The following is a 23,736-nucleotide window of genomic DNA, read 5'->3' as shown; positions in this document are numbered from 1 at the left end:
GATAAATCCCTGAACTTTTTACAAATTTCTTAGGCGAAGAACTTTCGTGCATGCTCCAGCGCGTCGACCAGCGCATCGACCTCGGCCCGTGTGTTGTAGAGCCCGAAGGATGCACGGCATGTGGAGGTCACGCCGAAACGTTTCAAGAGCGGCTGGGCGCAATGGGTACCGGCGCGAACAGCGACACCGGCACGGTCGATTACCATCGACACATCGTGCGAATGAATGCCGGCAAGCTCGAAGGCGAAAATGCTACCCTTGTCGGGCGTGTTGCCGAAGACCCGCAGCGAATTGACCGACGAGAGGCGCTCGCGCGCATAGGCCGTCAGATCGGCTTCATGCGCCTGGATCGCTGCACGACCAAGCTTGTCCATGTAATCGAGCGCATAGCCAAGGCCGATTGCCTGCACGATCGGGGGCGTGCCGGCCTCGAAGCGGTGCGGCGGATCGTTGTAGGTAACATAATCCTCGGTCACCACCTCGATCATCTCACCGCCGCCGAGGAACGGTCGCATCTCCTTCAGCCGGTCCGTCTTGCCGTAGAGCACACCGACACCGGAGGGGCCGTAGAGCTTGTGGCCGGTCATCACGTACCAGTCGCAATCGATGTCCTGGACGTCGACTGGCATGTGCACGGCGCCCTGGCTGCCGTCGACGAGTACAGGGATGCCGCGCTCGCGGGCGATGCGGCAGATTTCCTTGACCGGAACGACGGTTCCGAGCGCATTCGACATATGGGTGATGGCGATGAGCTTGGTCTTGTCCGTCAGGCACTTGACGAAATCTTCGACGTGCAACGCGCCGTCGTCATCGACCGGGATCCAGACGAGCTTGGCGCCCTGGCGTTCGCGGATGAAATGCCAGGGAACGATGTTGGAGTGGTGCTCCATGATCGACAGCACGATCTCGTCGCCCTCGCCGAGCTTCGGCATGCCGTAGCCATAGGCGACCGTGTTGATCGCCTCGGTCGAGGACTTGGTGAAGATGACGTTGTCGACCGACGGGGCATTGAGGAAGCGGCGCACCTTTTCGCGTGCCGCCTCATAGGCTTCCGTCGCGGCATTCGACAGGAAATGCAGGCCGCGATGGACGTTGGCGTATTCGTTGGAATAGGCATGGGAGATCGCATCGATCACGACCTGTGGCTTCTGTGCCGATGCGCCGTTGTCGAGATAGACGAGCGGCTTGCCGTAGACGGTTTTCGACAGGATCGGAAAATCCTTGCGGATCGTTTCGACGTCGTAGGCGGGCACCGGTACAGAGTGTTCCATGTCTTCAATCCAATTTCGCCACGTCGCCGCGCGTCCCTGAGGACGCGCTAAGCGCACTGCAACATGTTGAAGTCCTGCGCAATTTTACCCCAAATCGACGCCGATTTAAGGAATTACGCAGACAGCCCGTCAGGCGTGCTTGTCGAGCCAGGTCGAGATGACCTCTTCCAGCGCCTCGACCAGCGCCTCGTCATCTTCCAGCTCTTCGACGATCTCGGCAACAAAGGCATTGACGAGCATGGCCCGAGCCTTGTTTTCCGGAACACCGCGCGCCATCAGGTAGAAGAGCTGCGTGTGGTCGATATCGGCAACCGTCGCACCGTGGCCGCACTGCACGTCGTCGGCGAAGATCTCCAGCTCAGGCTTCGCCGAGAGATCGGCGTCGTCGGACAGAAGCAGCGTGTTGCATGCCATCTTCGCGTCGGTCTTCTGCGCGTCCTTGGCAACCAGGATCTTGCCCTGGAACACGCCCTTGGCACGATCGAACACGACGTTGCGGATGATCTCCGTCGACGTGGTGTGCGGTACGTTGTGGCCGAGCGTGAAGGTCACGTCCGTGTGGCTCTCGCCGCCGAGCAGGTTGATGCCGCGCAGTTTGAAATCCGCACCCTCGCCGCTCGTCTTGCCATGGATCTCCTGGCGCACCAGCTTGCCGCCGGCGTTGATCACGAAGAGATGCAGCTTGGCGTTTTTGCCGAGATCGAAGCGGATCTGGCCGAGATGGGTATCGGCAGCGCCCTGCTGCTGCAGGATGATCCAGATGACATCAGCACCGTCGGCAAGCGTAATGTCGCTAACGGAGGAGACGAAGCTCTCGCCGTCTTTGGTCGACAGATGCCGCTCGATCACGGTTGCCTTGGCGTTGGCGCCGAACGTCACCGGGAAGCGCGTATGCGCCTGGCCGACACTCTGTACCAGCTGAATTTCCAGCGGATTTTCGACCGTTGCATCATCGCCGACGGCGATTTCGAGACCGCCGCGCACGAGACCGCCGTTGATGCGGCCGATCGCGTCGTCAAAGCCGAGCACAGCGAGGCCAGCCGTGGCCGAACCGTCGAGCAGGCTGTCGACATAGGAACGGACCGTCACGCCCTCGGGAAGGTTGCCCTTGACCTCGGCCTGGCCGTTTCGGACCGAAAACACCGTCGAGCCCGGAACCAGCGCGTCGACGCGATCGGCAAAAGCCGTCGGATCGGTAGCCGGCACCGCGCGCAGCAGCGTGCGCAGGTCGGTGTAGTGCCAGGATTCGACACGGCGGGTCGGCAGACCCGCAGTCCTCAGTTCGTGCACCAGCGTGTCGCGAACCGAAAGCACCGAACCGTCACCCGGCAGATCGCCGATCTGCGCGGTATAGGCGTCGACGAGCGCCGTCTCGGCCGCCGTCATCTTGATTGCCTGTTGCATATTCATTCGAACACTCCTTCAACAGGCTCTAAGCTGCGGCCTCGATGATATCCGCGTAGCCGTTGGCTTCGAGTTCGTGCGCCAGCGTCTTGTCGCCCGACTTGATCACCTGGCCCTTGTAGAGGACGTGCACCGTGTCGGGCACGATGTAGTCGAGCAGGCGCTGGTAGTGGGTGATGACGACGACGGCGCGATCCGGCGAACGCAGGGCGTTGACGCCGTCGGCGACGATCTTCAGCGCATCGATGTCGAGGCCGGAGTCGGTTTCGTCGAGCACGCAAAGCTTCGGCTGGAGCAGCGACATCTGCAGGATTTCGGCGCGCTTCTTCTCACCGCCGGAGAAGCCGACGTTGAGCGGGCGACGCAGCATTTCCGGTGCGATCTTCAGCTCGGCAGCGGCTTCCTTGACGCGGCGCATGAATTCCGGCGTCGTCAGCTCGTCTTCACCGCGATACTTGCGCTGTTCGTTCATCGCCACCTTCAGGAACTGCATGGTGGCAACGCCCGGGATTTCGACCGGGTACTGGAAGGCAAGGAAGATGCCCTTGGCCGCACGCTCGGACGCGTCGAGTTCCAGGATGCTTTCGCCGTTGTAGAGGATGTCGCCTTCGGTGACTTCGTAATCTTCGCGGCCCGACAGGATGTAGGAGAGCGTCGACTTGCCGGAGCCGTTCGGGCCCATGATGGCGGCAACTTCGCCGGCCTTCACGGTCAGGTTCAGGCCACGGATGATCTCGGTGCCGTCTTCGGCGATGCGGGCGTGCAGGTTCTTGATTTCAAGCATTTCTATCGTCCTCTTGGGAAACGAACGTTCGTTCGCGCGCAAACTCTCGGTGCGCGCCATTCAATTTTCAGTCCAGGGCCTTAGCCCACCGAGCCTTCAAGCGAGATGCCGATCAGCTTCTGCGCTTCGACGGCGAATTCCATCGGCAGTTCCTGGATGACTTCCTTGACGAAGCCGTTGACGATCAGCGCGATCGCCGCTTCGGTCGGGATGCCGCGCTGCAGGCAGTAGAACAGCTGGTCCTCGGAAATCTTCGACGTCGTGGCTTCGTGCTCGAACTGTGCCGTCGAGTTCTTCGCCTCGATGTAAGGAACGGTATGCGCGCCGCACTTGTCGCCGATCAGCAGCGAATCGCACTGGGTGAAGTTGCGGGCATTCTCGGCCTTGCGGTGGGCCGAAACCTGGCCGCGATAGGTGTTTTCCGAGACGCCGGCAGCAATACCCTTGGAGACGATGCGGCTCGACGTGTTCTTGCCGAGGTGGATCATCTTGGTGCCACTGTCGATCTGCTGGTGACCGTTGGACACCGCGATCGAGTAGAACTCGCCGCGCGAACCGTCGCCGCGCAGGATGCAGGACGGATACTTCCAGGTGATCGCCGAACCGGTTTCGACCTGCGTCCAGGAGATCTTGGAGTTCTTGCCACGGCAATCGCCACGCTTGGTGACGAAGTTGTAGATGCCGCCCTTGCCTTCCTTGTCGCCCGGATACCAGTTCTGGACCGTCGAGTACTTGATCTCTGCGTCATCGAGCGCAACGAGTTCGACGACGGCGGCATGAAGCTGGTTCTCGTCGCGCTGCGGTGCGGTGCAGCCTTCGAGATAGGACACGTAGGCGCCCTCTTCGCAGATGATCAGCGTGCGCTCGAACTGGCCGGTGTTCTTCTCGTTGATACGGAAGTAGGTGGACAGTTCCATCGGGCAACGAACGCCCTTCGGCACGTAGACGAAGGAGCCGTCGGTGAAGACTGCGGAGTTCAGCGTCGCATAGTAGTTGTCGGTCGTCGGAACGACGGAACCGAGATACTTCTTGACGAGATCTGGGTGCTCGCGGATCGCCTCGGAGATCGACATGAAGATCACGCCGGCCTTCTTCAGCTCTTCCTTGAAGGTGGTAACGACCGAGACGCTGTCGAAGACGGCGTCGACGGCGATCTTCGACTTCTGCACGCCGGCCAGGATTTCCTGTTCCTTCAGCGGAATGCCGAGCTTTTCGTAGACCTTGAGGATCTCGGGGTCGACCTCTTCAAGCGACGTCGGACCCGTGATGCCCTTCGGCGCCGCGTAGTAGTAGATGTCGTTGAAGTCGATCTTGGGATAGCTGACACGAGCCCAGGTGGGCTCATCGAGCGTCAGCCAGCGGCGATAGGCCTCAAGACGCCATTCCAGCATCCATTCCGGCTCGTTCTTCTTCTCGGAGATGAAGCGAATGATGTCTTCCGAGAGACCCTTCGGGGCCTTCTCGACTTCGATGGTCGTCTCAAAACCGTATTTGTACTGGTCAACGTCGATCTGACGGACCTGATCAATGGTCTCCTGCACGGCAGGCATGTCGTTCTCCAATCTTGCCGGATCCAAGGTCCGGCAGCTTGTCAACACGATGCGCTTGGCACACCGCTTATGTAATGGCTAAAAGGCGCTTTTCACCCTGTTTGCCAAGCGGAAAATTGCTTTTCCGCAATTTCGTCCGGTCGTTCCGCTCAGGCTGCTTGCCCGGGCGCTCGTCTTCTTGCTGCTACCTTTGCAAAGACCGCGGCGCAACGGTCGATATCAGCCTGTGTCGTGCCCTCGCCGATCGAGATTCGAAGTGCGCCCTGGCGCGGATCGTAACCCATCGCCGTCAGCACGTGGCTCTGCCCGACCTTGCCCGAGGAGCAGGCGGAACCCGCCGACAACGCCACACCTTCGAGATCGAAGGCAATCTGCCCGGTCTCGGCCTTGAGGCCAGGAAGCGTGAAGAAGATCGTGTTGCCAACGCGCGAAACGTCGCGGCCGTGAATAACCACGTCGGTTGCCGCGGCCAGCATCTCGCCTTCGAGCATGTCGCGCAACGCGCTGACCACGCCCATTCGTTGGCCGACATCTTCGCCGACCTTCCGGGCGGCCGCTGCAAAGCCGGCAATCGCCACCGGATTTTCAGTCCCGGAACGGTGCCCCTTTTCCTGTCCGCCGCCGCGGATCAGCGGTGCGGGCATCATAACCTCGCCGCGCGCCACCAGCGCGCCGGCGCCCTTCGGGCCGCCGATCTTGTGCGAGGAGACGATCAGGAAATCGGCGGCGAGGTCTTCAATCGAAAGCGGCACGCGGCCGGCGGCCTGCACCGCGTCGACGACGAGAATGCCGCCATGGGCGCGAACGATCTCGGCGATCGCGGCGATCGGCTGGATGATGCCCGTCTCGTTGTTGACCAGCATGACGGCAACCATCGGCAAGCCGAGCTGGCGATCATGCGCGGATAACAGCTCCCTCAGCACCGGGAGATCGACGACGCCGTCTGAAATCACCGGGATTTCGCTGAGGGCTTCGCGCGGAAAGCGTCCGCCTTCGCGCACGGCCGGGTGCTCGATCGCCGAGGCATAGAGCCGGCCGATCTTCAGCGGCGTGCGGCCCATGCGGAAATCGGGCGTAAGCACCAGGTTGGCCGCTTCCGTGGCGCCGCTGGTAAAGATGACGCTGCCAGGCTTGGCGCCGCAGAGCGCTGCCACGTCGCGACGGGCGTTTTCGATCAACGTGCGCAACGCGCGGCCCTCTCCGTGAACGGAAGAAGGGTTGCCAAGGAGGTCGAGCGCCGACAGGCAAGCCTCGCGCGCTTCGGGCAGAAGCGGCGCCGTGGCGTTCCAGTCCATATAGATGCGCGAACTCGACATGATTTCCTTCGCTAGATCAACAGGTCACAGGCCCGCAACCTCTGGCGATGCATTTTCCTTGAATTTTCCGCGCCGCTTGCCTTATGAGACGAAGCACAAGGCGGAATGCCCGCACAGAAGTTTTGAACGGTTCTAAACTAGGTTTTAGAAAAGCTGACTGCTTTCGTCAAGACTCATCGCGATCTGAACCCAAGATTCGAACCAGGAACACTCCCGGAGAGCCAATGCCCGAAATCATCTTCAACGGACCCGCCGGCCGCCTCGAAGGCCGTTATCAGCCTTCGAAGCAGAAGAGCGCGCCGATCGCCATCATCCTGCACCCGCACCCGCAGTTCGGCGGCACGATGAACAACCAGATCGTCTACCAGCTCTTCTATATGTTCCAGAAGCGCGGCTTCACCACGCTCCGGTTCAACTTCCGCGGCATCGGTCGCAGCCAGGGCGAATTCGACCACGGCGCCGGCGAGCTTTCGGATGCGGCATCCGCGCTCGACTGGGTGCAGAGCCTGCATCCGGATTCGAAGAGCTGCTGGGTTGCCGGCTATTCCTTCGGTGCCTGGATCGGTATGCAGCTCCTGATGCGCCGCCCGGAAATCGAAGGCTTCATGGCCGTCGCGCCACAGCCGAACATCTACGACTTCTCGTTCCTGGCGCCCTGCCCGTCCTCGGGCCTGATCATCAATGGTGATTCCGACAAGGTCGCGCCGGAAAAGGACGTCAACGGCCTCGTCGAGAAGCTGAAGGCGCAGAAGGGCATTCTCATCACCCACAAGACGGTGCCCGGCGCCAACCACTTCTTCAACGGCCAGGTCGAAGGCCTGATGACGGAATGCGAGGACTACCTCGACCGTCGCCTCAACGGCGAACTGACGCCGGAGCCGGCCGCCAAGCGTATTCGCTGAAAACCCGGGCCACGTACAGGAGCGCCGCGTACCCCTTCGGGTGCGCGGCGTTTCTTATGGACAAATGCGCCCCATGGTCGTGCGCCCGAAGGCTGCACAACTCTCACCCGATAGGATGAGTTTCAGCGCCGTGTGATCGGCGTATAGTGCAAGTCTAGGCTGTCTGGGTGGGGCAGAGCCGAGCAGCATTCACGGGAGGGAGCCATGTCGCAGGTGTCGAATATGTCGGCGTGCGAGCCGAGGTGGCTAACCCTGCCCGCCACTCCGCAGCTTCCGGCTGGCGGACGTGAGGGTGTTGTCGAGCTCGCGGACGCCAGGATCTGGCACGCGGTGTATGGTTCGGGTGCTCCCGTCATTTTGCTACATGGCGGGCTCGGCAATTCCGACTATTGGGGGCTTCAGGTCACGGAGCTCGCCAAAACCTGTCAGGTCATCGTGATGGACAGCCGGGGGCACGGACGCAGCTCCCGAGGTGGTGGGAGCATGAGCTATGAACTCATGGCAGGCGATGTCATGGCACTGATGGCTCACCTGACGTTGCCAAAGGCGGTCATCGTCGGCTGGAGCGACGGCGCGATTATCGGGCTCCTGCTGGCGATGCGGCATCCCGATCTCATAGCCGGTGTCTTTTCCTTCGGGGCAAACAGCAATCCATCCGGAACACACGATTTTACCAAGAGCGTTGTCTTCAACGCCTATGTCGCGCGAACGGGCGAAGAGTACGCCCTGCTGTCGTCGACGCCAGGGGGATTTAAGCGCTTCTTCGACGAGATGATGGCGATGTGGACTTCGCAGCCGAACATCACGGCCGGCGACCTCCAGAAAATCCGGGTCCCTGTCTGGGTGGTGGATGGCGACCATGAGGAAGCCATCAAACGGGACGACACGCTGTTCATCGCCGACAACATTCCGGGGGCCGGCCTGTTGATCCAGCCTGAAGTCAGCCATTTTTCGATACTGCAGAACGCGCACCAGTTCACCGAAGACATCCTCCGGTTTCTCCGAGAGAAATGCATCGCCTAGACGCCGGTCGTCTATGACCGCCCGATCCAGTGTGGAACGCTTGGGTTGACGACCGTGGTCGGTGCTTCGGCACATTCGACACGGTTGCGACCGTTGGCCTTGGCCGTATAGAGCGCCTCGTCGGCGCGCTGTATCACCGGATCGAGCGCCTCGCCGATGCCGACGGCCGTGACGCCGAAGCTTGCCGTCACCCTTGCTGCTTCCGGAAGGCCGCCGATTTGCTGGGACATGATCGCCGCACGCATGCCATGGGCGACGACGCGTGCTTCCGACAGGTCCGTGCAGGGCAGAAACACCGCGAACTCTTCGCCGCCGAGACGGCCGGCGACGGCGCGGTTGGGCATCACGTCCATCAGCACCCGGGCGAATCGGCGAATGACTTCGTCGCCCGTGAGGTGGCCATAGGTGTCGTTGACCAACTTGAAGCGATCGAGATCGGCGAGAATGACTGTTCCCGGCGTCTGGGTGGTGCGGGCGTGCAGGAGCGGCATGACCCGTTCGATGAAGCCACGGCGATTGTAGAGGCCGGAGAGCAGGTCGATTTCCGAGCGCGCCTGCGCGTCGTCGACAATCTCCTTGACCATCACGCCGAGCATGGCAAGGCCGGCGCCGACGATGAGGATCGCACCGAGCGCCTGCGAGATGAGCGCAAACGGGCTGGAAACATAGTCCTGGGCCGTTACGCCCGAGCCTGCGACGACCGCGGCATAGATCTTTACGAGGTAGTAGACGGCCGAGAGCGCCAGCAGGCCGAACAACAGCCAGTCAAAGAAGGTGCGGCGGCCGGAGCGAAGGACGACCGATGCCGTCCACGCCTGGATCACGACAAAGGGCGCCTGGTACGGGAGCGCATGCTCCCAGGTACCTCTCGGCAGGTCGTAGATCGCCAGGTCCAGGGAAACGCCGGCAACGAAGAAGGCGCAGAGCAACGGCAGGCGCACCGGCACCTGGTAGAAAAGGCCAAGGCCAAAACGCAGAAGACAGAAGCCGCCGAGCACGCAGGCAAAGGCGCTGACGGCAAAGAGCCGCGGGGTCGAGGAAAAGGGAACGATCGTTTCGCAGACGGCTGCAAGCGAGGCGACGGCAAATCCGGCAGCGCACCAGAGCGCCGCACGCCGCTGCCGGCTCTTTGTGGCAATGATGAGAAATGCGGCCGTGAAGATCTGCGCGATGATGAAATTCACGGCCAGCAGAGAAATCGCACCACCCATCGACGAACCCGAAACCCTCGTGCGGCACCAAGCCGCTCCTCACCACCTCCAGTGGCAGCGGCTGAGATCCTAATTCGCTGTTGCGAAAATTTGATTAATCCGTTGGGATGACGGACTTATGGCGAAACGCGAGATCAACTTCAAGTTCTTGCCGCGCGCCGGCCGCCGCTGACCGGTTGCCGCACGCCCGTCGTTCCCGGATAGGTAAGCGGCAGGCCTCGCAAGGCACGCACGGCGAGGTAGGCCCAGGCCTCGGCCTCCATCGAATCGCCGTTGAAGCCCACCGCCTCCGCCGCAAGCACTGTCGCGCCCTCTACTTCGGCAAGCGAAGCGAGGTCACGCATGATCACCGGATTGAGCCGGCCGCCGCCGCAGACGACATAGGTGACTGGCCGCTGTGGCAAGTGCCCCGCCGATTTGATGATCGCTGCCGCCGTGACATGGGCAAGCGTACGTGCGCCGTCGGCAAGGCCGGCATCGCTTCCGGCCGGTGGTGCAAAATCGTTCCGGTCCAGCGAGCGGCGCGTGGCCGCGGTGAAGAAGGCATTGGTGAGATAGCGTTCGGCAAGCGCCGGCAGCACCGTTCCCTCGCTGGCGATCATGCCGCCCTGGTCGAAGGGAATGCCGGCATGCGCTTCGACCCACTGGTCGATCAGCGTGTTGCCGGGACCGCTGTCATAGGCAATGAGCGTCTCGCCTTCGCCAATGAAGGTCAGGTTGGAAATGCCGCCGATGTTGACGAAGACAACCGGTGCTGGAAGGCCGGCCGCGCCTCGCGCCAGTGCCGCGTGGTAGGCGGGGATCAGCGGCGCGCCCTGCCCTCCATGTTCCATGTCGTTGGCGCGCATGTCGTAGACGACATCGATGCCCGTTTCTCCGGCAAGGAGCGCGCCGTCGCCGATCTGCACCGTCAGGGCCTCGTCCGGGCGGTGCAGCACGGTCTGTCCGTGAAAGCCGAGCACGTCGATATCAGCCGCCGACAGGTTGTTCTGTTTGAGGAAGGTCCTAACCGCTTCTGCGTGTCGCAGCGTCAGGTCGCGCTCAAGCGCATCAAGGGCGCCCGGCCTTTGGTCACGTTGCGTGATCGCCTTCGCTTCAACCAGTCCCTGCTTCAAGCGATCCCGAAATCGCGCGTCATAGGGAAAGCTGGCGGATGGTCCGCGCTCGACGACGGTCTCCCCGTCGGTTCGCAACAGGGCCACGTCGATGCCGTCCATGCTCGTGCCACTCATCAGGCCGATTGCGGTTCTTGTCTGTGTCATGCGGGTCAATATTTCCAGAATCACTTTTGAAGTGATTATGCGCAAAAACAGTGCTAAACGCCCGTTCGTTCAAAAACTCCCCCCGCAAGAGAGACAGATCATGTCCGGTTTCAAGTCCGATTTCCTTCACACCCTCAGCGAGCGTGGCTTCATCCACCAGATCTCCGACGAGACTGGCCTGGACGAACTGTTCCGGAAGGAAACCGTGACGGCCTATATCGGCTTCGACCCGACGGCGCCGAGCCTGCATGCCGGCGGCCTGATCCAGATCATGATGCTGCACTGGATGCAGGCGACCGGCCACCGGCCGATCTCGCTGATGGGCGGCGGCACCGGCATGGTCGGCGACCCGTCCTTCAAGGACGAGGCTCGCCAGCTGATGACGCCGGCGACGATCGACGCCAACATCGCCAGCATCAAGACGGTGTTCTCCAACTACCTCAGCTATGGCGAAGGCCCCAAGGACGCGTTGATGATCAACAACGCCGACTGGCTGCTCGGCATCAACTACCTCGAATTCCTGCGCGACGTCGGCCGTCATTTCTCGGTCAACCGCATGCTGTCCTTCGACAGCGTCAAGACGCGGCTTGATCGCGAGCAGTCGCTGTCCTTCCTCGAATTCAACTACATGATCCTGCAGGCCTACGACTTCGTCGAGCTGCACAAGCGCACCGGCTGCCGCCTGCAGATGGGCGGCTCGGACCAGTGGGGCAACATCATCAACGGCATCGACCTCGGCCACCGCATGGGCACCGAGCAGCTCTATGCCCTGACCTCGCCGCTTCTGACCACCTCGTCGGGCGCAAAGATGGGCAAGTCGGTCAACGGCGCCATCTGGCTGAACCCGGACATGCTGTCGGCCTATGACTTCTGGCAGTACTGGCGCAACACCGAGGATGCGGACGTCACCCGCTTCCTGAAGCTCTACACGACCCTGCCTATGGCCGAGATCGATCGGCTCTCCGAGCTTGGCGGCTCTGAGATCAACGAGGTCAAGAAGATCCTGGCAACCGAGATCACCGCCATGCTGCACGGCCGACCGGCCGCCGAGCAGGCGGCGGAGACCGCTCGGAAGACTTTCGAGGAAGGCGCGCTCGCCGCCGACCTGCCCTCGGTCGAGATCCCGACTGCTGAGCTTGAAGCCGGCCTCGGCCTGCTAACGCTGATCGTACGCGCCGGTCTTGCCGCTTCCAACGGCGAGGCTCGTCGCCATGTCCAGGGCGGTGCCGTCAGGATCAACGACGAGGCCGTCAGCGACGAGCGTCGGATCATCGGCACCGGCGACGTGACCGCCGACAATGTCGTCAAGCTGTCGCTCGGCAAGAAGAAGCACATTCTGGTGCGCCCGGCCTGAACCGGAGCGCCACTCAAGAATTTGAAGGGCCGGCCCGACAGCGTCGCGCGTCTGTTAAGACGCGCAAAGGTCGCTGTAGAACTTTGAAGTGCTGCATGTTTTGTCCTTAAATCGGCGACGATTTAAGGACATGCAGTGCGTCGGCCTTCTTCATTGGAACTCGAAGATGCTGCGGAAGACGCCCGGCGCGATGATCGACAAAGGATTGATCGTCAGCTTCGGCTGGTTGAACGGGCCGTTGAGCTTGAAGGTGATGCCGAGCAGGCCGCGGTCGCGGCCGTTGCCGAGCAGCACGCCGATCAGCGGCAGTTCGCCGAAGATGCGGTTCAGCCCATAGGCCGGCATGAAAGTGCCAGTCATGTCCATGATGCCATTGTTGTCGCGCACCGTTCCCTGGAAGGTCGCGCCGACATCGGTGCCGCGCAGTACACCGCCTTCGACGCGAATCGCGCCGCGATCGAGCGCCAGTTGCGCGAAGCCGCGTTCGAAGCGGGCCGAGCTGACGTCGATGTCACGGCGCACGGCCTGGTTCAGGCTTCGGCCGTCGGCACCGGTGGGCGTCGACACCATCGATTGCAGGCGCTGCTCGCCGACCAGCTGGAACTTTCGGATATCGACGCTGCCGCGCCAGGAGCGCCCGCCACGGTCACGCAGTTTGAGATTGAGCAGGCCGCCGCGCATGTTCTGGTAGATGTCGGCAAACCGCGCCAGCGCGCCGGCATCGCCCGTGGTCAGCTCTAGCGTGTTGTCGGCACCGGCCTTGGCGAGCCGGGCAACCAGCGCCTGACCGCTGCTCGTCACGGCCGAGAGGTTGACGTCCTCGATCTGACGTCCGCGCTCGCCGTAGACCAGATTGACGTTCGAGAGCGATTCGCCATTGAAACCGGTGACGCGATCGAGCTGGGCCTTGATGGCAATGTCGTCGCCACCACCCTGGTTCTGGTCGCTTCCGGTCTTCAATTGCGCCAGGATCGGCCTGATATCGGCTGCAGCGCCGCTGAGCGACGCCGTGTAGCCGCCCCTGGTGCGGTCGATGGAGACCTTGAAGTCGTCGCCCTGCGCCAGGCGGACATTGTCGAGATCCGCCGAGAGCAGACCGCCATCGTCGATCTGCAGCTTGCCGCGCGCACCAAAGCCGTCGCCGGCAACCGCGAAATTGCTGATTGTTGCGATCTTGCCGTCCATCGAGGACGTGAACTGCGCCTCGGCCGGAATCCCGACGCCCTTGCTCCAGCCGATCCAGGGAAGCGAGAGCTGGGCTTTCGTGAGGTCGATCTCTGCCGTCTGCCGGCTCGCCTCGTCGATTGCAACGTCGATCGTGATCGGTCCGGAAACGATCCGAGAAAGCCCAGGTATCAGTTTCTGCCAGACACCCTGCTCCAGCGAGCCCGAAATCTCGCGCGAACGCTTGACGGTCGAACCGGAATCGACCGGTTCCGTCAGCGCGACCTTGACCTTCGCGCCTTCGATACGGGCATCCGCATCGAGGACCGCCTGCTGGTTATCGACCCGAAATGTGCCGACGAGATCCTCTACGGCGCGCCCGAACATGGCCTTCTGGACCGTGACCTTATCGAGCTGCATCTGTACCTGATAGAGCGGCTTCGGCGGCTTCTGATCCGAGATCAGGCCGAAACGGGCGCCCACGACGGCCGACAGAGGACCGCTGAAATCTTCCGGCAGCAGCGGGGTCTTTTGCAGCGCCTGAATCGGCTTGTAGCTCACGAGCTCGGCGATCGCATCGGCATCGCCGCCAACCTCGATCTTCATCTCCGCCATCAGTGGTTTCGTGTAGACGTCGGGAAGGATGAAGTCGCCGCCGTTGAGCGCGACCGCGCGTCCAGACGGGAAGAAGGCAGTCCCCTTCTCGATCTCGGCTGTCATGCGCTGGCCGCTCAGCTTGAACTTGCCGGAGGTGTCGCGCAGCGGGGGTATCTCGCCGGTGATGTTGATGCGCGTGTCGTCGATATCGAAGTTGATATTGAGCTCCTGCTCGTTGAGCTTGAGCTCGCCTTCGTTGGTGGCGATCCGCCCCTCGGCGACCGATACTTCGATGCGGGCATTGGTGACCGTGCCGCCGAAGAGGTTGGCGATCGCCCAGCGCCGCGCGCCCTTGGCCAACCACCACGGCCACAATTGCTTGACGGCGGTCGCCTCCATGCGATCGCTGACCGAGGCGAAGCTGATCTGCGGTGATGTCTTGCCGAAGGCGACGGAAAGCGATCCGAACATCGAACCGAGCGGGGTCGACACGGCGAGCTGGTCGAAGATCAGTTGGCGCTTGTCCGACACAAACCGGCCATTTGCCTTGGCATCGAAGATCAGCGGCGCGTCGGCGACGTCTTCCGGGGCGGAGCTTGCGTTCTTAAGCAGGAGGTCGATGGCAAACCCCTTCTCCGTTGCGCCGGCAATCTTGTCGAGGTCGATAATCGCCCCGGTAAACGGAAAGGTCGAACGGCCGATCTTGACGGCCGACGGCAGAATTTCGACGGACGAGCGCTCGAAGTCATAGGCGACGTCCATTTGCGAGGCGTTGAGCGTCGAGACGAGGTTGCCTGCGTGGAACTCGCCCTTGGACGTGCGCACTGTCACGCGCAGATCCGGTTTCGCATTGCCGGCGGCCCGCGTCGCCTTCAGCGACAGCCCGGCCGATGCGACGACGCCGAAGGGCGGCTCCGAGCCGACTTTACCGTGGTAGAAGAACGGTGCGAGCGGCAGATTGGTGATCGACGCTTCGAAGCCGGTCATGTGCCCCTTGTCGCCAAGGGCGTCGGCGCTGAGATCGACGTCCACCCCGTCGACGGTGACGCTGCCCTTGACGCTCATCGAGCCGCCGGCGTCACGGTTGAACTCGAGCGCGTTGGCGACGACGGGCACGACGCGATCGCGGGAGCCGATGACGGAGAAGCTGAAATCCGACAGCGTGACCTTCTGGCTGCCGCGGCCGGCCGCCATCTGCGATATGCGGTCGACGTGGGAGAAGATTGCCTCCAGCGTATCGCCAACGTCGGCAATGCGGATCTTGGTGAGATCGAGCGGTTCGCCGCGCGGCAGCAACCCGGAATCGAAATCGCCGCCTTCCGCTTCGAGGTTGGAGACGGCGATGCGTCCGGTCATCAACGCCAGCGGGTCGAGCGCGATCGAGATCGCGCGGAGCTTGGCGACCGGCTGGCCTGAGGACGCTTCGCTGAGCGCCACTTCGCGGGCTCTGAGCGCAATCGCGCCGCTCGCGGTCATGCGCACCACAGTGCTGCCGACCTCTACGCGGTAGGCATCGCCGAGCGCTGCATTGAGTGCGGTGCGGGCGCGCGCGTTAAGCGTGCTGTCCATCACCCCGCTTTCGATGACGACAATGAGGATCGCCGCGATGGAAAGCGCGAGCAGCGATGTCAGCAGTGCGATCTTGGCACAGAAGCGCGCGGCTTTGTTCTTGCGCGGCGCGTGCACGATCATGGGTTCGTGCGCCTGCGCCGAAGGCAACGCATGCAACGCGACGATGTCTTTCTTGCGAAAGCCGACTTTTTCGCCGCGGATCTCACTCATCAGCGCGGGCGTCCTCCATACGATACGAGCTTCGTCGTCGCCCTCCGTCTCTGTCATTTCGGGGCGACCACTTCTCGCTTCTTGTAGACCACATGTCATCGTGCCGAGTCACCAAGGGACGCGGGACCATGCTGTGGAAAGCGACCACCTGCGATGGAATTCGCGCGCGCAGGCGACTGCAACGTTTCGTAGCGGCCCATGCCGTCCGAAACCTGTCGAATCTAGCACAAATGCGCTGGACGGCAGTCGACGATTTTCGCTATGCCCAAGAGCGCCGCGCGCCTTGTGGCGCGCAAATGTCGCTCGACTACCTTGAGCACTGCACGTTTTGCCCTCTGGTCGGCAAAGACCAATGAAAACATGCAGTAGCGCGCGATTGTCTGCAAAACTTGGCGGAAGGAAGGTTTAATCATGGCAAGACCCGCTCCCGGAGATGTCGCTCCCGACTTCACCCTGCCGCGTGACGGCGGCGGTACGATTTCGCTCTCGGCCCTGCGCGGGCGCCCGGTTGTTCTGTTCTTCTATCCGAAGGACGATACGCAGGCCTGCACGCTTGAGGCGATCTCGTTTTCGGAACTTGCCGACGAATTCGCCGCAGCCGGCATTGCCCTGATCGGGCTTTCGCCCGATTCAGTGAAGAAGCACGACCGCTTCGCCAAGAAGCACAACCTGACGGTGCCGCTCGCTGCCGACGAGGAGAAATCGGTCGTCGAAGCCTATGGCGTCTGGGTCGAGAAGATGATGTACGGGCGCAAGTACATGGGTGTCGAGCGCAGCACCTTCCTGATCGGCGCCGACGGCGTCGTCGTCAGGGTTTGGGAAAAGGTGAAGGTGGACGGCCACGCCCGCGAGGTCCTTGACGCCGCAAAGGCGATCTGAGGGCGCCGATGACCGAGTTGCCCGTGTTCCACAGCCTGCGGGGCGGTGCAGTCGAAGCGATCCGCGCCGCCGACCTCGAGGTCAAGACGGCGCTCGCGCAGGAAGCCGCCCGGCGCTGGCAGCGCCGCACGCTGTCGCTGCGCTCGCCGCTCGACCGGCCGGTGCCGGTGCGCCCGGGCCGACCGGACAAGCCGGTGCTGACGCCACCGACGCAGGTCAAGCGCCGGTCTCTCGGTTCGCTGAAGGGCCGAATCGCACTTCTGCACTCCATCGCCCATATCGAATTGAACGCCGTCGATCTCGCCCTTGATATCGTCGCCCGCTTTGCAACCGAGCCGGTGCCCAATTCCTTCTTCGACGGCTGGATGCGTGTCGCCTTCGAAGAGGCGAAGCACTTCCGCATGGTCCGCCAGCGCCTGAACGACCTCGGCGCCGACTATGGCGACCTGCCTGCCCATGACGGCCTCTGGCAGGCGGCGCACGATACGCGCAACGACCTGACGGCGCGGCTCGCCGTCGTGCCGCTCATTCTCGAAGCGCGCGGTCTCGACGTGACGCCAGCGCTTCAGGCCAAGATGCGCGAAACCGGCGACTTCGAGAGTGCGGCCGTGCTCGACGTCATCTACGAGGACGAGAAGGGCCACGTCGCCGTTGGCGCCAAATGGTTCCGCTTCCTCTGCGCCCGCGAGAAGAAGGACCCGGCAGCGACCTTCCAGCAGCTGGTGCGCGCCAATTTCCGCGGTCCCCTGAAGGCGCCGTTCAACGATATCGCCCGCGCCGAGGCCGGCCTGACGCCGTCGTTCTACCGCTCGATGACCGCTTCGACCAATCGATAGCGGACATCACCTTCCCGCAATCTTGCTTACCGATTGTTAACCCTAACAAAGTGTAATGATCCCCAGGTGATGCGAGGCAACGCGCACATGGCGGGAGAGAACGGGTGTCTGGACATCAGGCAAATCGTACCTTTGGAAAACGCAAGCAGAATCACGTCCTGATCCTGGCCAGCGGCGACAAGGTCCGGCACATGACCGTGCGCCCGTGGATGGCGGCGATCGCTGTCTCCTTTGCAGGCGTCTGCAGCATCGGCTATCTCGCGGCCACTTCCTATCTGGTTTTGCGCGACGACCTGATCGGCGGCACGATTGCCCGCCAGGCCCGCATGCAGCATGAATACGAGGATCGGATCACCGCGCTGAGGGCGCAGGTCGATCGGGTCACCAGCCGGCAACTGCTCGACCAGCAGGTGGTCGAGGAAAAGGTCGAGAAGCTGCTGCGCCAGCAGATGGCGCTGACCTCGCGCAACGGAAAGCTCGGCGCCCTGGTCGAAAGGGCCGAAAATTCCGGCGTCACGACCGCAACCGATGCGCCTGCGGCCGTCGAGCCGCTTGCCTATGAAAAACGCGCCGATGCGAGCAGCAGCGGCAGTGTCAAGGCGATCGAGAAGCTGATGGGACTGACCGTTGCGCCGGTCAGTGCTGCGGCTGTCCCCGCCCTCGCCTATGCAGCACCCGATGCGGGCGAATCAAGTTCCGACCGCGCCGACCGGATTTTCTCAAAAGTGACGCTCTCGCTGAAGGATGTCGAGCGCGAGCAGATGACACGGGTCCAGCGACTGACGGACGGTGCGGCGAAGACGTCGGATGCGATTCGCTCGATCGTCGGGCGCACCGGTGTCGACCTGCCCGTTGACGATGTCGCCGAGTTGATTCCGGCCAACGACATATCCGGCTCGGCCGACTCGGCGATCGGCGGTCCCTTCGTCGAGCCTGTGAACGATGACGATTTTGGCCGTTCGCTTGCCGCGCTCGATACCGCACTCCTGGAGCTCGACCGCACGCGCGCCGAGGTCCGCAAGCTGCCCTTCGGCAACCCCTCGCCGGCCAGCGACATCACCAGCGATTTCGGTAACCGGCTTGATCCGTTTCTCGGGCGTCTGGCGCTGCATGCCGGCATCGACTTTCGCGCAACGGTCGGCACGCGCATCCGCTCGGCAGCGCCTGGAACGGTGACCAATGCAGGGTTGACGGGCGGCTATGGAAACATGGTCGAGATCGACCACGGCAATGGTGTCGCGACGCGCTACGCCCACCTTTCCACCGTGCTGGTGAAAGCCGGCGACCGGGTGAAGGCTGGCGAAGTCATTGCCAAGTCCGGCAACACCGGGCGCTCCACCGGTCCGCACCTGCACTATGAAATCCGGCTGAACGGCAATGCCGTGGACCCCATGCGGTTTCTGGATGCGAGCACCAAGCTTGCGAGCTATATGAACTGACGCTGCCGCGTGGTTCCGCTTGACAAGAAATGCGACAGATTCGCCACTATTTACCTTTTACTGCTTCAACGTGCTGGATTTCTTGACTTTCGGCGGCGTTCAGCTTAAGAGCGCGGCCACGTGCTCGTGCGTTTTCCATCGATCGATCAGTGTTCTATTGAACCGGAACGGAAACAGATTTCCCTTTGACCAATTTTGCTGACCTTGGCCTGAGCCAAAAAGTTCTCTCCGCTGTCACCGATGCGGGCTACACAATCCCGACCCCGATCCAGACAGGCGCTATCCCGCCGGCGCTGCAGCGTCGTGATATTCTGGGCATCGCCCAGACGGGCACGGGCAAGACCGCTTCGTTCGTGCTGCCGATGCTGACGCTGCTCGAAAAGGGCCGCGCCCGCGCGCGCATGCCGCGTACGCTCATTCTGGAGCCGACGCGCGAACTCGCCGCACAGGTCGCAGAGAACTTCGACAAGTACGGCAAGAACCACAAACTCAACATCGCGCTTCTGATCGGCGGCGTGTCCTTCGACGAGCAGGACCGCAAGCTTGAGCGTGGCGCTGATGTGCTGATCTGCACGCCCGGCCGCCTGCTCGACCACTTCGAGCGCGGCAAGCTGCTGATGAGCGGCGTGGAAATCCTGGTCATCGACGAGGCCGACCGTATGCTCGACATGGGCTTCATTCCCGATATCGAGCGCATCGCCAAGCTGATCCCGTTCACGCGCCAGACGTTGTTCTTCTCGGCGACGATGCCGCCGGAAATCCAGAAGCTTGCCGACCGCTTCCTGCAGAACCCGGAGCGCGTCGAAGTCGCCCGCCCGGCTTCCACGGCTCAGACGGTGACGCAGCGCTTCGTTGCAGCGCATGCCAAGGATTACGAGAAGCGCGCGGTACTGCGTGATCTGATTCGCGCCCAGGACGAACTGAAGAACGCGATCATCTTCTGCAATCGCAAGAAGGATGTCGCCGACCTCTTCCGTTCGCTCGACCGCCACGGCTTCTCCGTCGGTGCGCTCCATGGCGACATGGACCAGCGGTCGCGCATGACGATGCTGGCCAACTTCAAGGACGGCAACATCAAGCTGCTCGTCGCCTCCGACGTTGCGGCCCGCGGCCTCGATATCCCTGATGTCAGCCACGTCTTCAACTTCGACGTTCCGATCCATGCGGAAGACTACGTCCACCGCATCGGCCGTACCGGCCGTGCCGGCCGCTCGGGCGCGTCCTTCACGCTGGTGACCAAGCGCGACACGAAATTCTCCGACGCCATCGAAAAGCTGATCGGCCAGAAGGTCGAATGGCTGAACGGCGACCTTTCCAATCTGCCTGAGCCGATGGAAAGCCACGATACCGGCCGCCGTGAACGCGGTCGTGATGGCCGCAAGGACCGGAAAAAAGATGGGGATCGCGGCTCCAAGGCCCGTTCCGATCATAAATCCGATACCGTGCGCGCCGATAGTGAGGCCGAAATTGAAACAGTCGTGGAAAGGGCGGAATCGGTGAAACCGGCACGCAGCGCAGAGAACAAGCAGGCACAGAACAACCGTGGCGATCGTCCGGTGCGTGCATCGAACCCTGCCAACGACGACAATCGCGACCGCCGCAACCGTCACCGCCGCGACTATGACGACGGCCCGACGCCCGTCGGCTTCGGCGACGAAATCCCTGCCTTCATGCTGATTGCCGGCAAGGCCTGATCCGAAAGGATGGGCCAGCCGGGCATCGATTTTCCGGGCTTCGGCTGCGGACTTGTCATCGTGCGCGATGGCAAGATTCTGCTCTACAGGCGCGTCAATGCGCCTGAGGCCGGGCATTGGAACATCGTCGGCGGCAAGGTCGATCACATGGAGCGTTCGCAGGCTGCGGCCTGCCGCGAGGCCGAAGAAGAATCCGGCCTCAAGATTGGCTCGACCGAATTCCTCTGCCTCAGCGAACAGGTGATCGACGCCGACCGCCAGCACTGGATCTCTATGATCTATGTGACCCGGGATTTCTCAGGTGAACCTCAACTCACCGAGCCGGACAAGCTTTCCGAATTCGGCTGGTTTAGCCTCGACGCCCTGCCCCAACCGCTATCCCGCTTTACCGCCGATGCCGTCGAAGCCTTGCGCAGGCATGAACAGGGCGTCGCCGCATAGCAGCCGCCCACCGGGGGGCCGGTATTCTTCGTACGTCCCTCGTTCTGCGCATTGCTGGTGCCGTTGTTGGCGGCGTTCCGCGGGCACCAACGGATCCGGCCGATGTCACTTAGGCGCGACGATGGCAAACGTGGTGATCGTGTCAATATTTTCATCTGAGGCGCAGCTGCCGCGCATAGGCTTGACGGCTTACTTCCTGGAGCGTAGCGCCGCCTCATAGGCAAGCCGCACCCACCGCGCCATCTCGTCGGGATCGTCGAATGCGTCGTCCGGAATGCTCCAATAGGGCATCTTCACCGGCTTGCCCTTGCCGTCATAGGCCCATTGCCGCGAACCGGCCGCCTCCAGCGCCGGCGCTGTTTGCTCGTCGCCCTTCAGCAGAATTTCGCCATCGACCTCAAGGGCGAAGATCACACCCTGGCAATAAATGCCCTTGCCGCCGAACATCCGCTTGATGGTCACCGGCCCGAGGACCGCGAACATGTCTTCGATTGCGGCATTATCCACGCGTCTGTTCCTCCAAGATACCGCCGGCGGCGACGATCTGTTCCGGCGTGTCGAGATCGAGGCGCGCCGCCGCGCCGAGTTCGACATCGATGACCGGCAGCCCGCTCTTTTCGATAATGTGCCTTGCACCAACGTCTCCGACCAGTTGCTTGATCGCTGAAAATGTCTGTCGCGGCAGGATCACCGGATTGCCGCGCTGTCCGCCTGCGGTCGCGCGGATGATGGAGCGGCCACCTTCGGCGACGAAACGTTCGATGAGCCGGCGCAGATCGTCGCCGGTTATCCCGGGCATGTCTGCAAGCATCACCAGCATGCCCGGCGCCCGCGCCCCGACTGCCGAAAGCCCGGCCGTCAGCGAAGAGGCCATGCCCGAAATGTAGTCGGGGTTGGAAACGAACGTCACCGGCAGCCCTTGCAGCGCGTGGCGGATATCGGCCTCGCGGTGGCCGGTCACGACGCTGACCTTGCCCGGAGCGGCCTTAAGCGCGGCTTCGACGCTGCGGCGCACGAGCGGCACGCCATCGAAAGTTGCGAGAAGTTTGTGCCCGCCGTCAGCGCCCATACGGCTGGCCCGGCCAGCGGCCAGAACGACGACTGAAACCGAGCCGGATGACAACTCCGTTGCATGTTCGCGTGGCTGCGGCCGGGTCGGGATCTCACTCAACAAGCCGCCGACGCCAAGGCCGGTAATATCGTCGAAACTCGGCCACTCGCCGGCAAGGATACGGTCGAGGATCCAGTCGAAACCATTCTCGCGCGGGCTGCGGGCGCAGCCGGGTGCACCGATGACCGGCGTTTCGCCGACGCGGCCGAGAACGAGAAGATTGCCGGGGTCAACAGGCATTCCCACATGATCGACCACGCCGCCGGCCCGCCGGATCGCCGCCGGAATGACGTCTTCGGGATCGGCAACCGCCGAAGCGCCGAAGACGATCAGCAGGTCGTGCGTTGATCGCATTTCGGCGATCGCCGCCGCCACGGCGTCTTCCCTATGCGCGACGCGCCGTTCGGTGAAGAGTTCGCTTCCGGCCTGTCGCAGCCGTGCCGCGAGGATGGCATGGGTCTTGTCCATGACCTGGGATTTGAGGTTCGGCAACTCCGTTGCTATCAAGGCCGCGCGGCGCGGCGCAAACGGCTTGACCTCGAAGGCGCGATGGTCGCGCAGAAGCCTCTCCGCCTGCTCGACGAAGGCGCCTGCGACCGCAAGCGGGATGATCTTGATCGTTGCGACCATATCGCCGGGCTGCACCGGCATATGGTCGTCGAGACAGGCGAAGGTGATGGAGGGATCTAGGCGGTTCAAGCGATCGACAATTTCGCGGCTCGCAACGAAGAGGCCTGCGACCTCGGAATAGACGTTGACGCGGCCGGTCGCTGCCCGCGAAAACCGGAGATGATCGGGGGCTACGGCCGCGGCAATGCGCGTGGCCGCCTCATCTTCCGGGAGGTCGCCGGCATCAAGGCGGGCGGCCACCACCTGCTCGACGCCTGCAGCGGTCAAAGCGACGATGTCGGCGGCTGTGACCCGGTGCCCCTTCGGCAGCCTGGCATCACCGACCTTCACCGCATGCGCGAGCATCGCGCCCTCTGCTTCTGCGACCTTGATCGGGCCGAACCTCATACTCCACTCCCTGCGGAAGCAACGTCCCGCCGTCGCAGCGCCTCGATGATTTCGGCGAGGATCGCAACCGCGATTTCGGCGGGACTTGCCGCGCCGATATCGAGACCGATCGGCGCACGGATGCGAGCCATGTCGGCATCGGCGACACCCGCACGCCGCAGTCTTTCGATCCGTGTGGCATGTGTCTTGAGGCTGCCGAGCGCACCGACATAGAAACAACCGGCCGACAGTGCCGCCCGGATCGGTTCGTCGTCGATCTTCGGGTCATGCGTCACGGCTGCAAGTGCCGTGAAGCGGTCGAGCGGTCTGAGTTTCAGTGCGTCCTCCGGCCAATCGGCGATGAGGTCGACGCCCGCAAAACGTTCCGGCGTGGCAAAGGCCGTACGCGGATCGATGATGGTCATGTCGAAGCCGGCAACGGGCGCAAGCTGCGCCAGGGCCTGTGAAATATGCACCGCGCCGATGACGAGGATGCGCGGCGGCGGCAGGTAGACATTGAGGAAGAAGGAGCCCTGCCCGGTCTCGACGATGCCGGCCCGGCCGGACCGCAAGGCACGGGCAACGGCTTCGCCCCAGGGTTCTGGACAGTCGTCACCTTCGAGGTAGACGCGGACACCACCGGTAAGATCGCTGACGGTGACGGCGGCGCGGCGGGCCGCGCGCGCAAGATTGAGTGTTTCCAGGATCGCCTGTTCCATC

20 protein-coding genes are annotated in these 23,736 nt (G+C 62.8%); 9 read left to right on the top strand and 11 right to left on the bottom strand.

The genetic code is table 11. The annotated features are described in order from the left end of the window. Positions 1–29 precede the first annotated feature (29 nt). The 5 genes from ASE71_RS23640 to ASE71_RS23620 all read right to left on the bottom strand — a co-directional run bounded on the left by ASE71_RS23640 (position 30) and on the right by ASE71_RS23620 (position 6,325). Entirely contained in the window at positions 30–1,271 is a 1,242-nt protein-coding gene (locus ASE71_RS23640; protein WP_034794323.1) for a cysteine desulfurase, read from the bottom strand. A gap of 129 nt (positions 1,272–1,400) precedes the next feature. Then, positions 1,401–2,681 (bottom strand): Fe-S cluster assembly protein SufD, encoded by a 1,281-nt coding sequence (sufD, locus tag ASE71_RS23635; RefSeq protein ID WP_034794325.1) that lies wholly within the window; start codon positions 2,679–2,681, stop codon positions 1,401–1,403. A gap of 22 nt (positions 2,682–2,703) precedes the next feature. Continuing rightward, entirely contained in the window at positions 2,704–3,459 is a 756-nt protein-coding gene (gene sufC, locus ASE71_RS23630) for a Fe-S cluster assembly ATPase SufC (RefSeq protein ID WP_034794631.1), read from the bottom strand. Between the two features lie 80 nt (positions 3,460–3,539). After that, positions 3,540–5,009: a Fe-S cluster assembly protein SufB gene (sufB, locus tag ASE71_RS23625; RefSeq protein WP_060520765.1), complete on the bottom strand. Its 1,470-nt coding sequence runs from the start codon at positions 5,007–5,009 to the stop codon at positions 3,540–3,542. A gap of 149 nt (positions 5,010–5,158) precedes the next feature. After that, entirely contained in the window at positions 5,159–6,325 is a 1,167-nt protein-coding gene (locus ASE71_RS23620; protein ID WP_060520764.1) for a cysteine desulfurase family protein, read from the bottom strand. Between the two features lie 224 nt (positions 6,326–6,549). Between ASE71_RS23620 and ASE71_RS23615 the strand changes: the two genes are divergently transcribed. Continuing rightward, a complete protein-coding gene (locus ASE71_RS23615) occupies positions 6,550–7,227 on the top strand; it encodes an alpha/beta hydrolase (RefSeq protein WP_034794344.1) in 678 nt (225 codons plus the stop codon). Positions 7,228–7,431: 204 nt separating this feature from the next. Then, positions 7,432–8,250, top strand: coding sequence for an alpha/beta fold hydrolase (locus tag ASE71_RS23610; protein WP_060520763.1), 819 nt, complete (start codon positions 7,432–7,434; stop codon positions 8,248–8,250). An 11-nt stretch (positions 8,251–8,261) separates the two neighbouring features. On the opposite strand, the gene ASE71_RS23605 is transcribed toward ASE71_RS23610, so the two are convergent. Then, positions 8,262–9,461 carry a sensor domain-containing diguanylate cyclase gene (locus ASE71_RS23605; protein ID WP_060520762.1) on the bottom strand — a complete coding sequence of 400 codons (1,200 nt, stop codon included), beginning with the start codon at positions 9,459–9,461 and terminating at the stop codon, positions 8,262–8,264. Positions 9,462–9,601: 140 nt separating this feature from the next. After that, on the bottom strand, positions 9,602–10,723 hold the full coding sequence (locus ASE71_RS23600; protein ID WP_060520761.1) for an anhydro-N-acetylmuramic acid kinase: 1,122 nt from the start codon (positions 10,721–10,723) through the stop codon (positions 9,602–9,604). A 100-nt stretch (positions 10,724–10,823) separates the two neighbouring features. Between ASE71_RS23600 and tyrS the strand changes: the two genes are divergently transcribed. Then, positions 10,824–12,077 (top strand): tyrosine--tRNA ligase, encoded by a 1,254-nt coding sequence (gene tyrS / locus ASE71_RS23595; protein WP_034794357.1) that lies wholly within the window; start codon positions 10,824–10,826, stop codon positions 12,075–12,077. 150 nt (positions 12,078–12,227) lie between these two features. On the opposite strand, the gene ASE71_RS23590 is transcribed toward tyrS, so the two are convergent. Further along, entirely contained in the window at positions 12,228–15,620 is a 3,393-nt protein-coding gene (locus ASE71_RS23590) for a DUF3971 domain-containing protein (protein ID WP_060520760.1), read from the bottom strand. A gap of 128 nt (positions 15,621–15,748) precedes the next feature. Here ASE71_RS23590 and ASE71_RS35915 point away from each other — a divergent pair, with 128 nt between their 5' ends. From ASE71_RS35915 to ASE71_RS23565, 6 genes are all read left to right on the top strand, one after another. Beyond that, complete coding sequence (locus tag ASE71_RS35915) at positions 15,749–15,976, top strand: hypothetical protein (RefSeq protein WP_143034188.1); 228 nt, start codon at positions 15,749–15,751, stop codon at positions 15,974–15,976. Between the two features lie 55 nt (positions 15,977–16,031). Beyond that, positions 16,032–16,499, top strand: a complete 468-nt coding sequence (locus ASE71_RS23585) for a peroxiredoxin (RefSeq protein WP_060520759.1) — start codon at positions 16,032–16,034, stop codon at positions 16,497–16,499. An 8-nt stretch (positions 16,500–16,507) separates the two neighbouring features. Beyond that, the gene (locus tag ASE71_RS23580) at positions 16,508–17,335 is read left to right on the top strand and encodes a ferritin-like domain-containing protein (RefSeq protein WP_034794364.1); all 828 of its coding nucleotides are present in this window, start codon (positions 16,508–16,510) and stop codon (positions 17,333–17,335) included. A 104-nt stretch (positions 17,336–17,439) separates the two neighbouring features. Beyond that, entirely contained in the window at positions 17,440–18,774 is a 1,335-nt protein-coding gene (locus ASE71_RS23575; protein WP_060520758.1) for a M23 family metallopeptidase, read from the top strand. Positions 18,775–18,959: 185 nt separating this feature from the next. Next, on the top strand, positions 18,960–20,468 hold the full coding sequence (locus ASE71_RS23570; RefSeq protein ID WP_034794369.1) for a DEAD/DEAH box helicase: 1,509 nt from the start codon (positions 18,960–18,962) through the stop codon (positions 20,466–20,468). Between the two features lie 9 nt (positions 20,469–20,477). After that, positions 20,478–20,909: an NUDIX domain-containing protein gene (locus ASE71_RS23565; RefSeq protein WP_060520757.1), complete on the top strand. Its 432-nt coding sequence runs from the start codon at positions 20,478–20,480 to the stop codon at positions 20,907–20,909. 189 nt (positions 20,910–21,098) lie between these two features. On the opposite strand, the gene ASE71_RS23560 is transcribed toward ASE71_RS23565, so the two are convergent. The 3 genes from ASE71_RS23560 to ASE71_RS23550 are packed head-to-tail and all read right to left on the bottom strand — an operon-like array spanning position 21,099 to position 23,735. Then, complete coding sequence (locus ASE71_RS23560; RefSeq protein ID WP_034794374.1) at positions 21,099–21,416, bottom strand: TfoX/Sxy family protein; 318 nt, start codon at positions 21,414–21,416, stop codon at positions 21,099–21,101. Further along, positions 21,409–23,037 carry an NTP transferase domain-containing protein gene (locus tag ASE71_RS23555; RefSeq protein ID WP_060520756.1) on the bottom strand — a complete coding sequence of 543 codons (1,629 nt, stop codon included), beginning with the start codon at positions 23,035–23,037 and terminating at the stop codon, positions 21,409–21,411. The genes ASE71_RS23560 and ASE71_RS23555 overlap by 8 nt, the downstream gene beginning before the upstream one ends. Further along, positions 23,034–23,735: an XdhC family protein gene (locus ASE71_RS23550; RefSeq protein WP_060520755.1), complete on the bottom strand. Its 702-nt coding sequence runs from the start codon at positions 23,733–23,735 to the stop codon at positions 23,034–23,036. The genes ASE71_RS23555 and ASE71_RS23550 overlap by 4 nt, the downstream gene beginning before the upstream one ends. Position 23,736: the final 1 nt, after the last annotated feature.

It is taken from the genome of Ensifer sp. Root954 (assembly GCF_001429005.1).
In the GTDB taxonomy this organism is placed as follows: domain Bacteria; phylum Pseudomonadota; class Alphaproteobacteria; order Rhizobiales; family Rhizobiaceae; genus Ensifer; species Ensifer adhaerens.
Note: the sequence above shows the minus strand (reverse complement) of the source record. Positions and strands in the feature narration are given on the sequence as shown.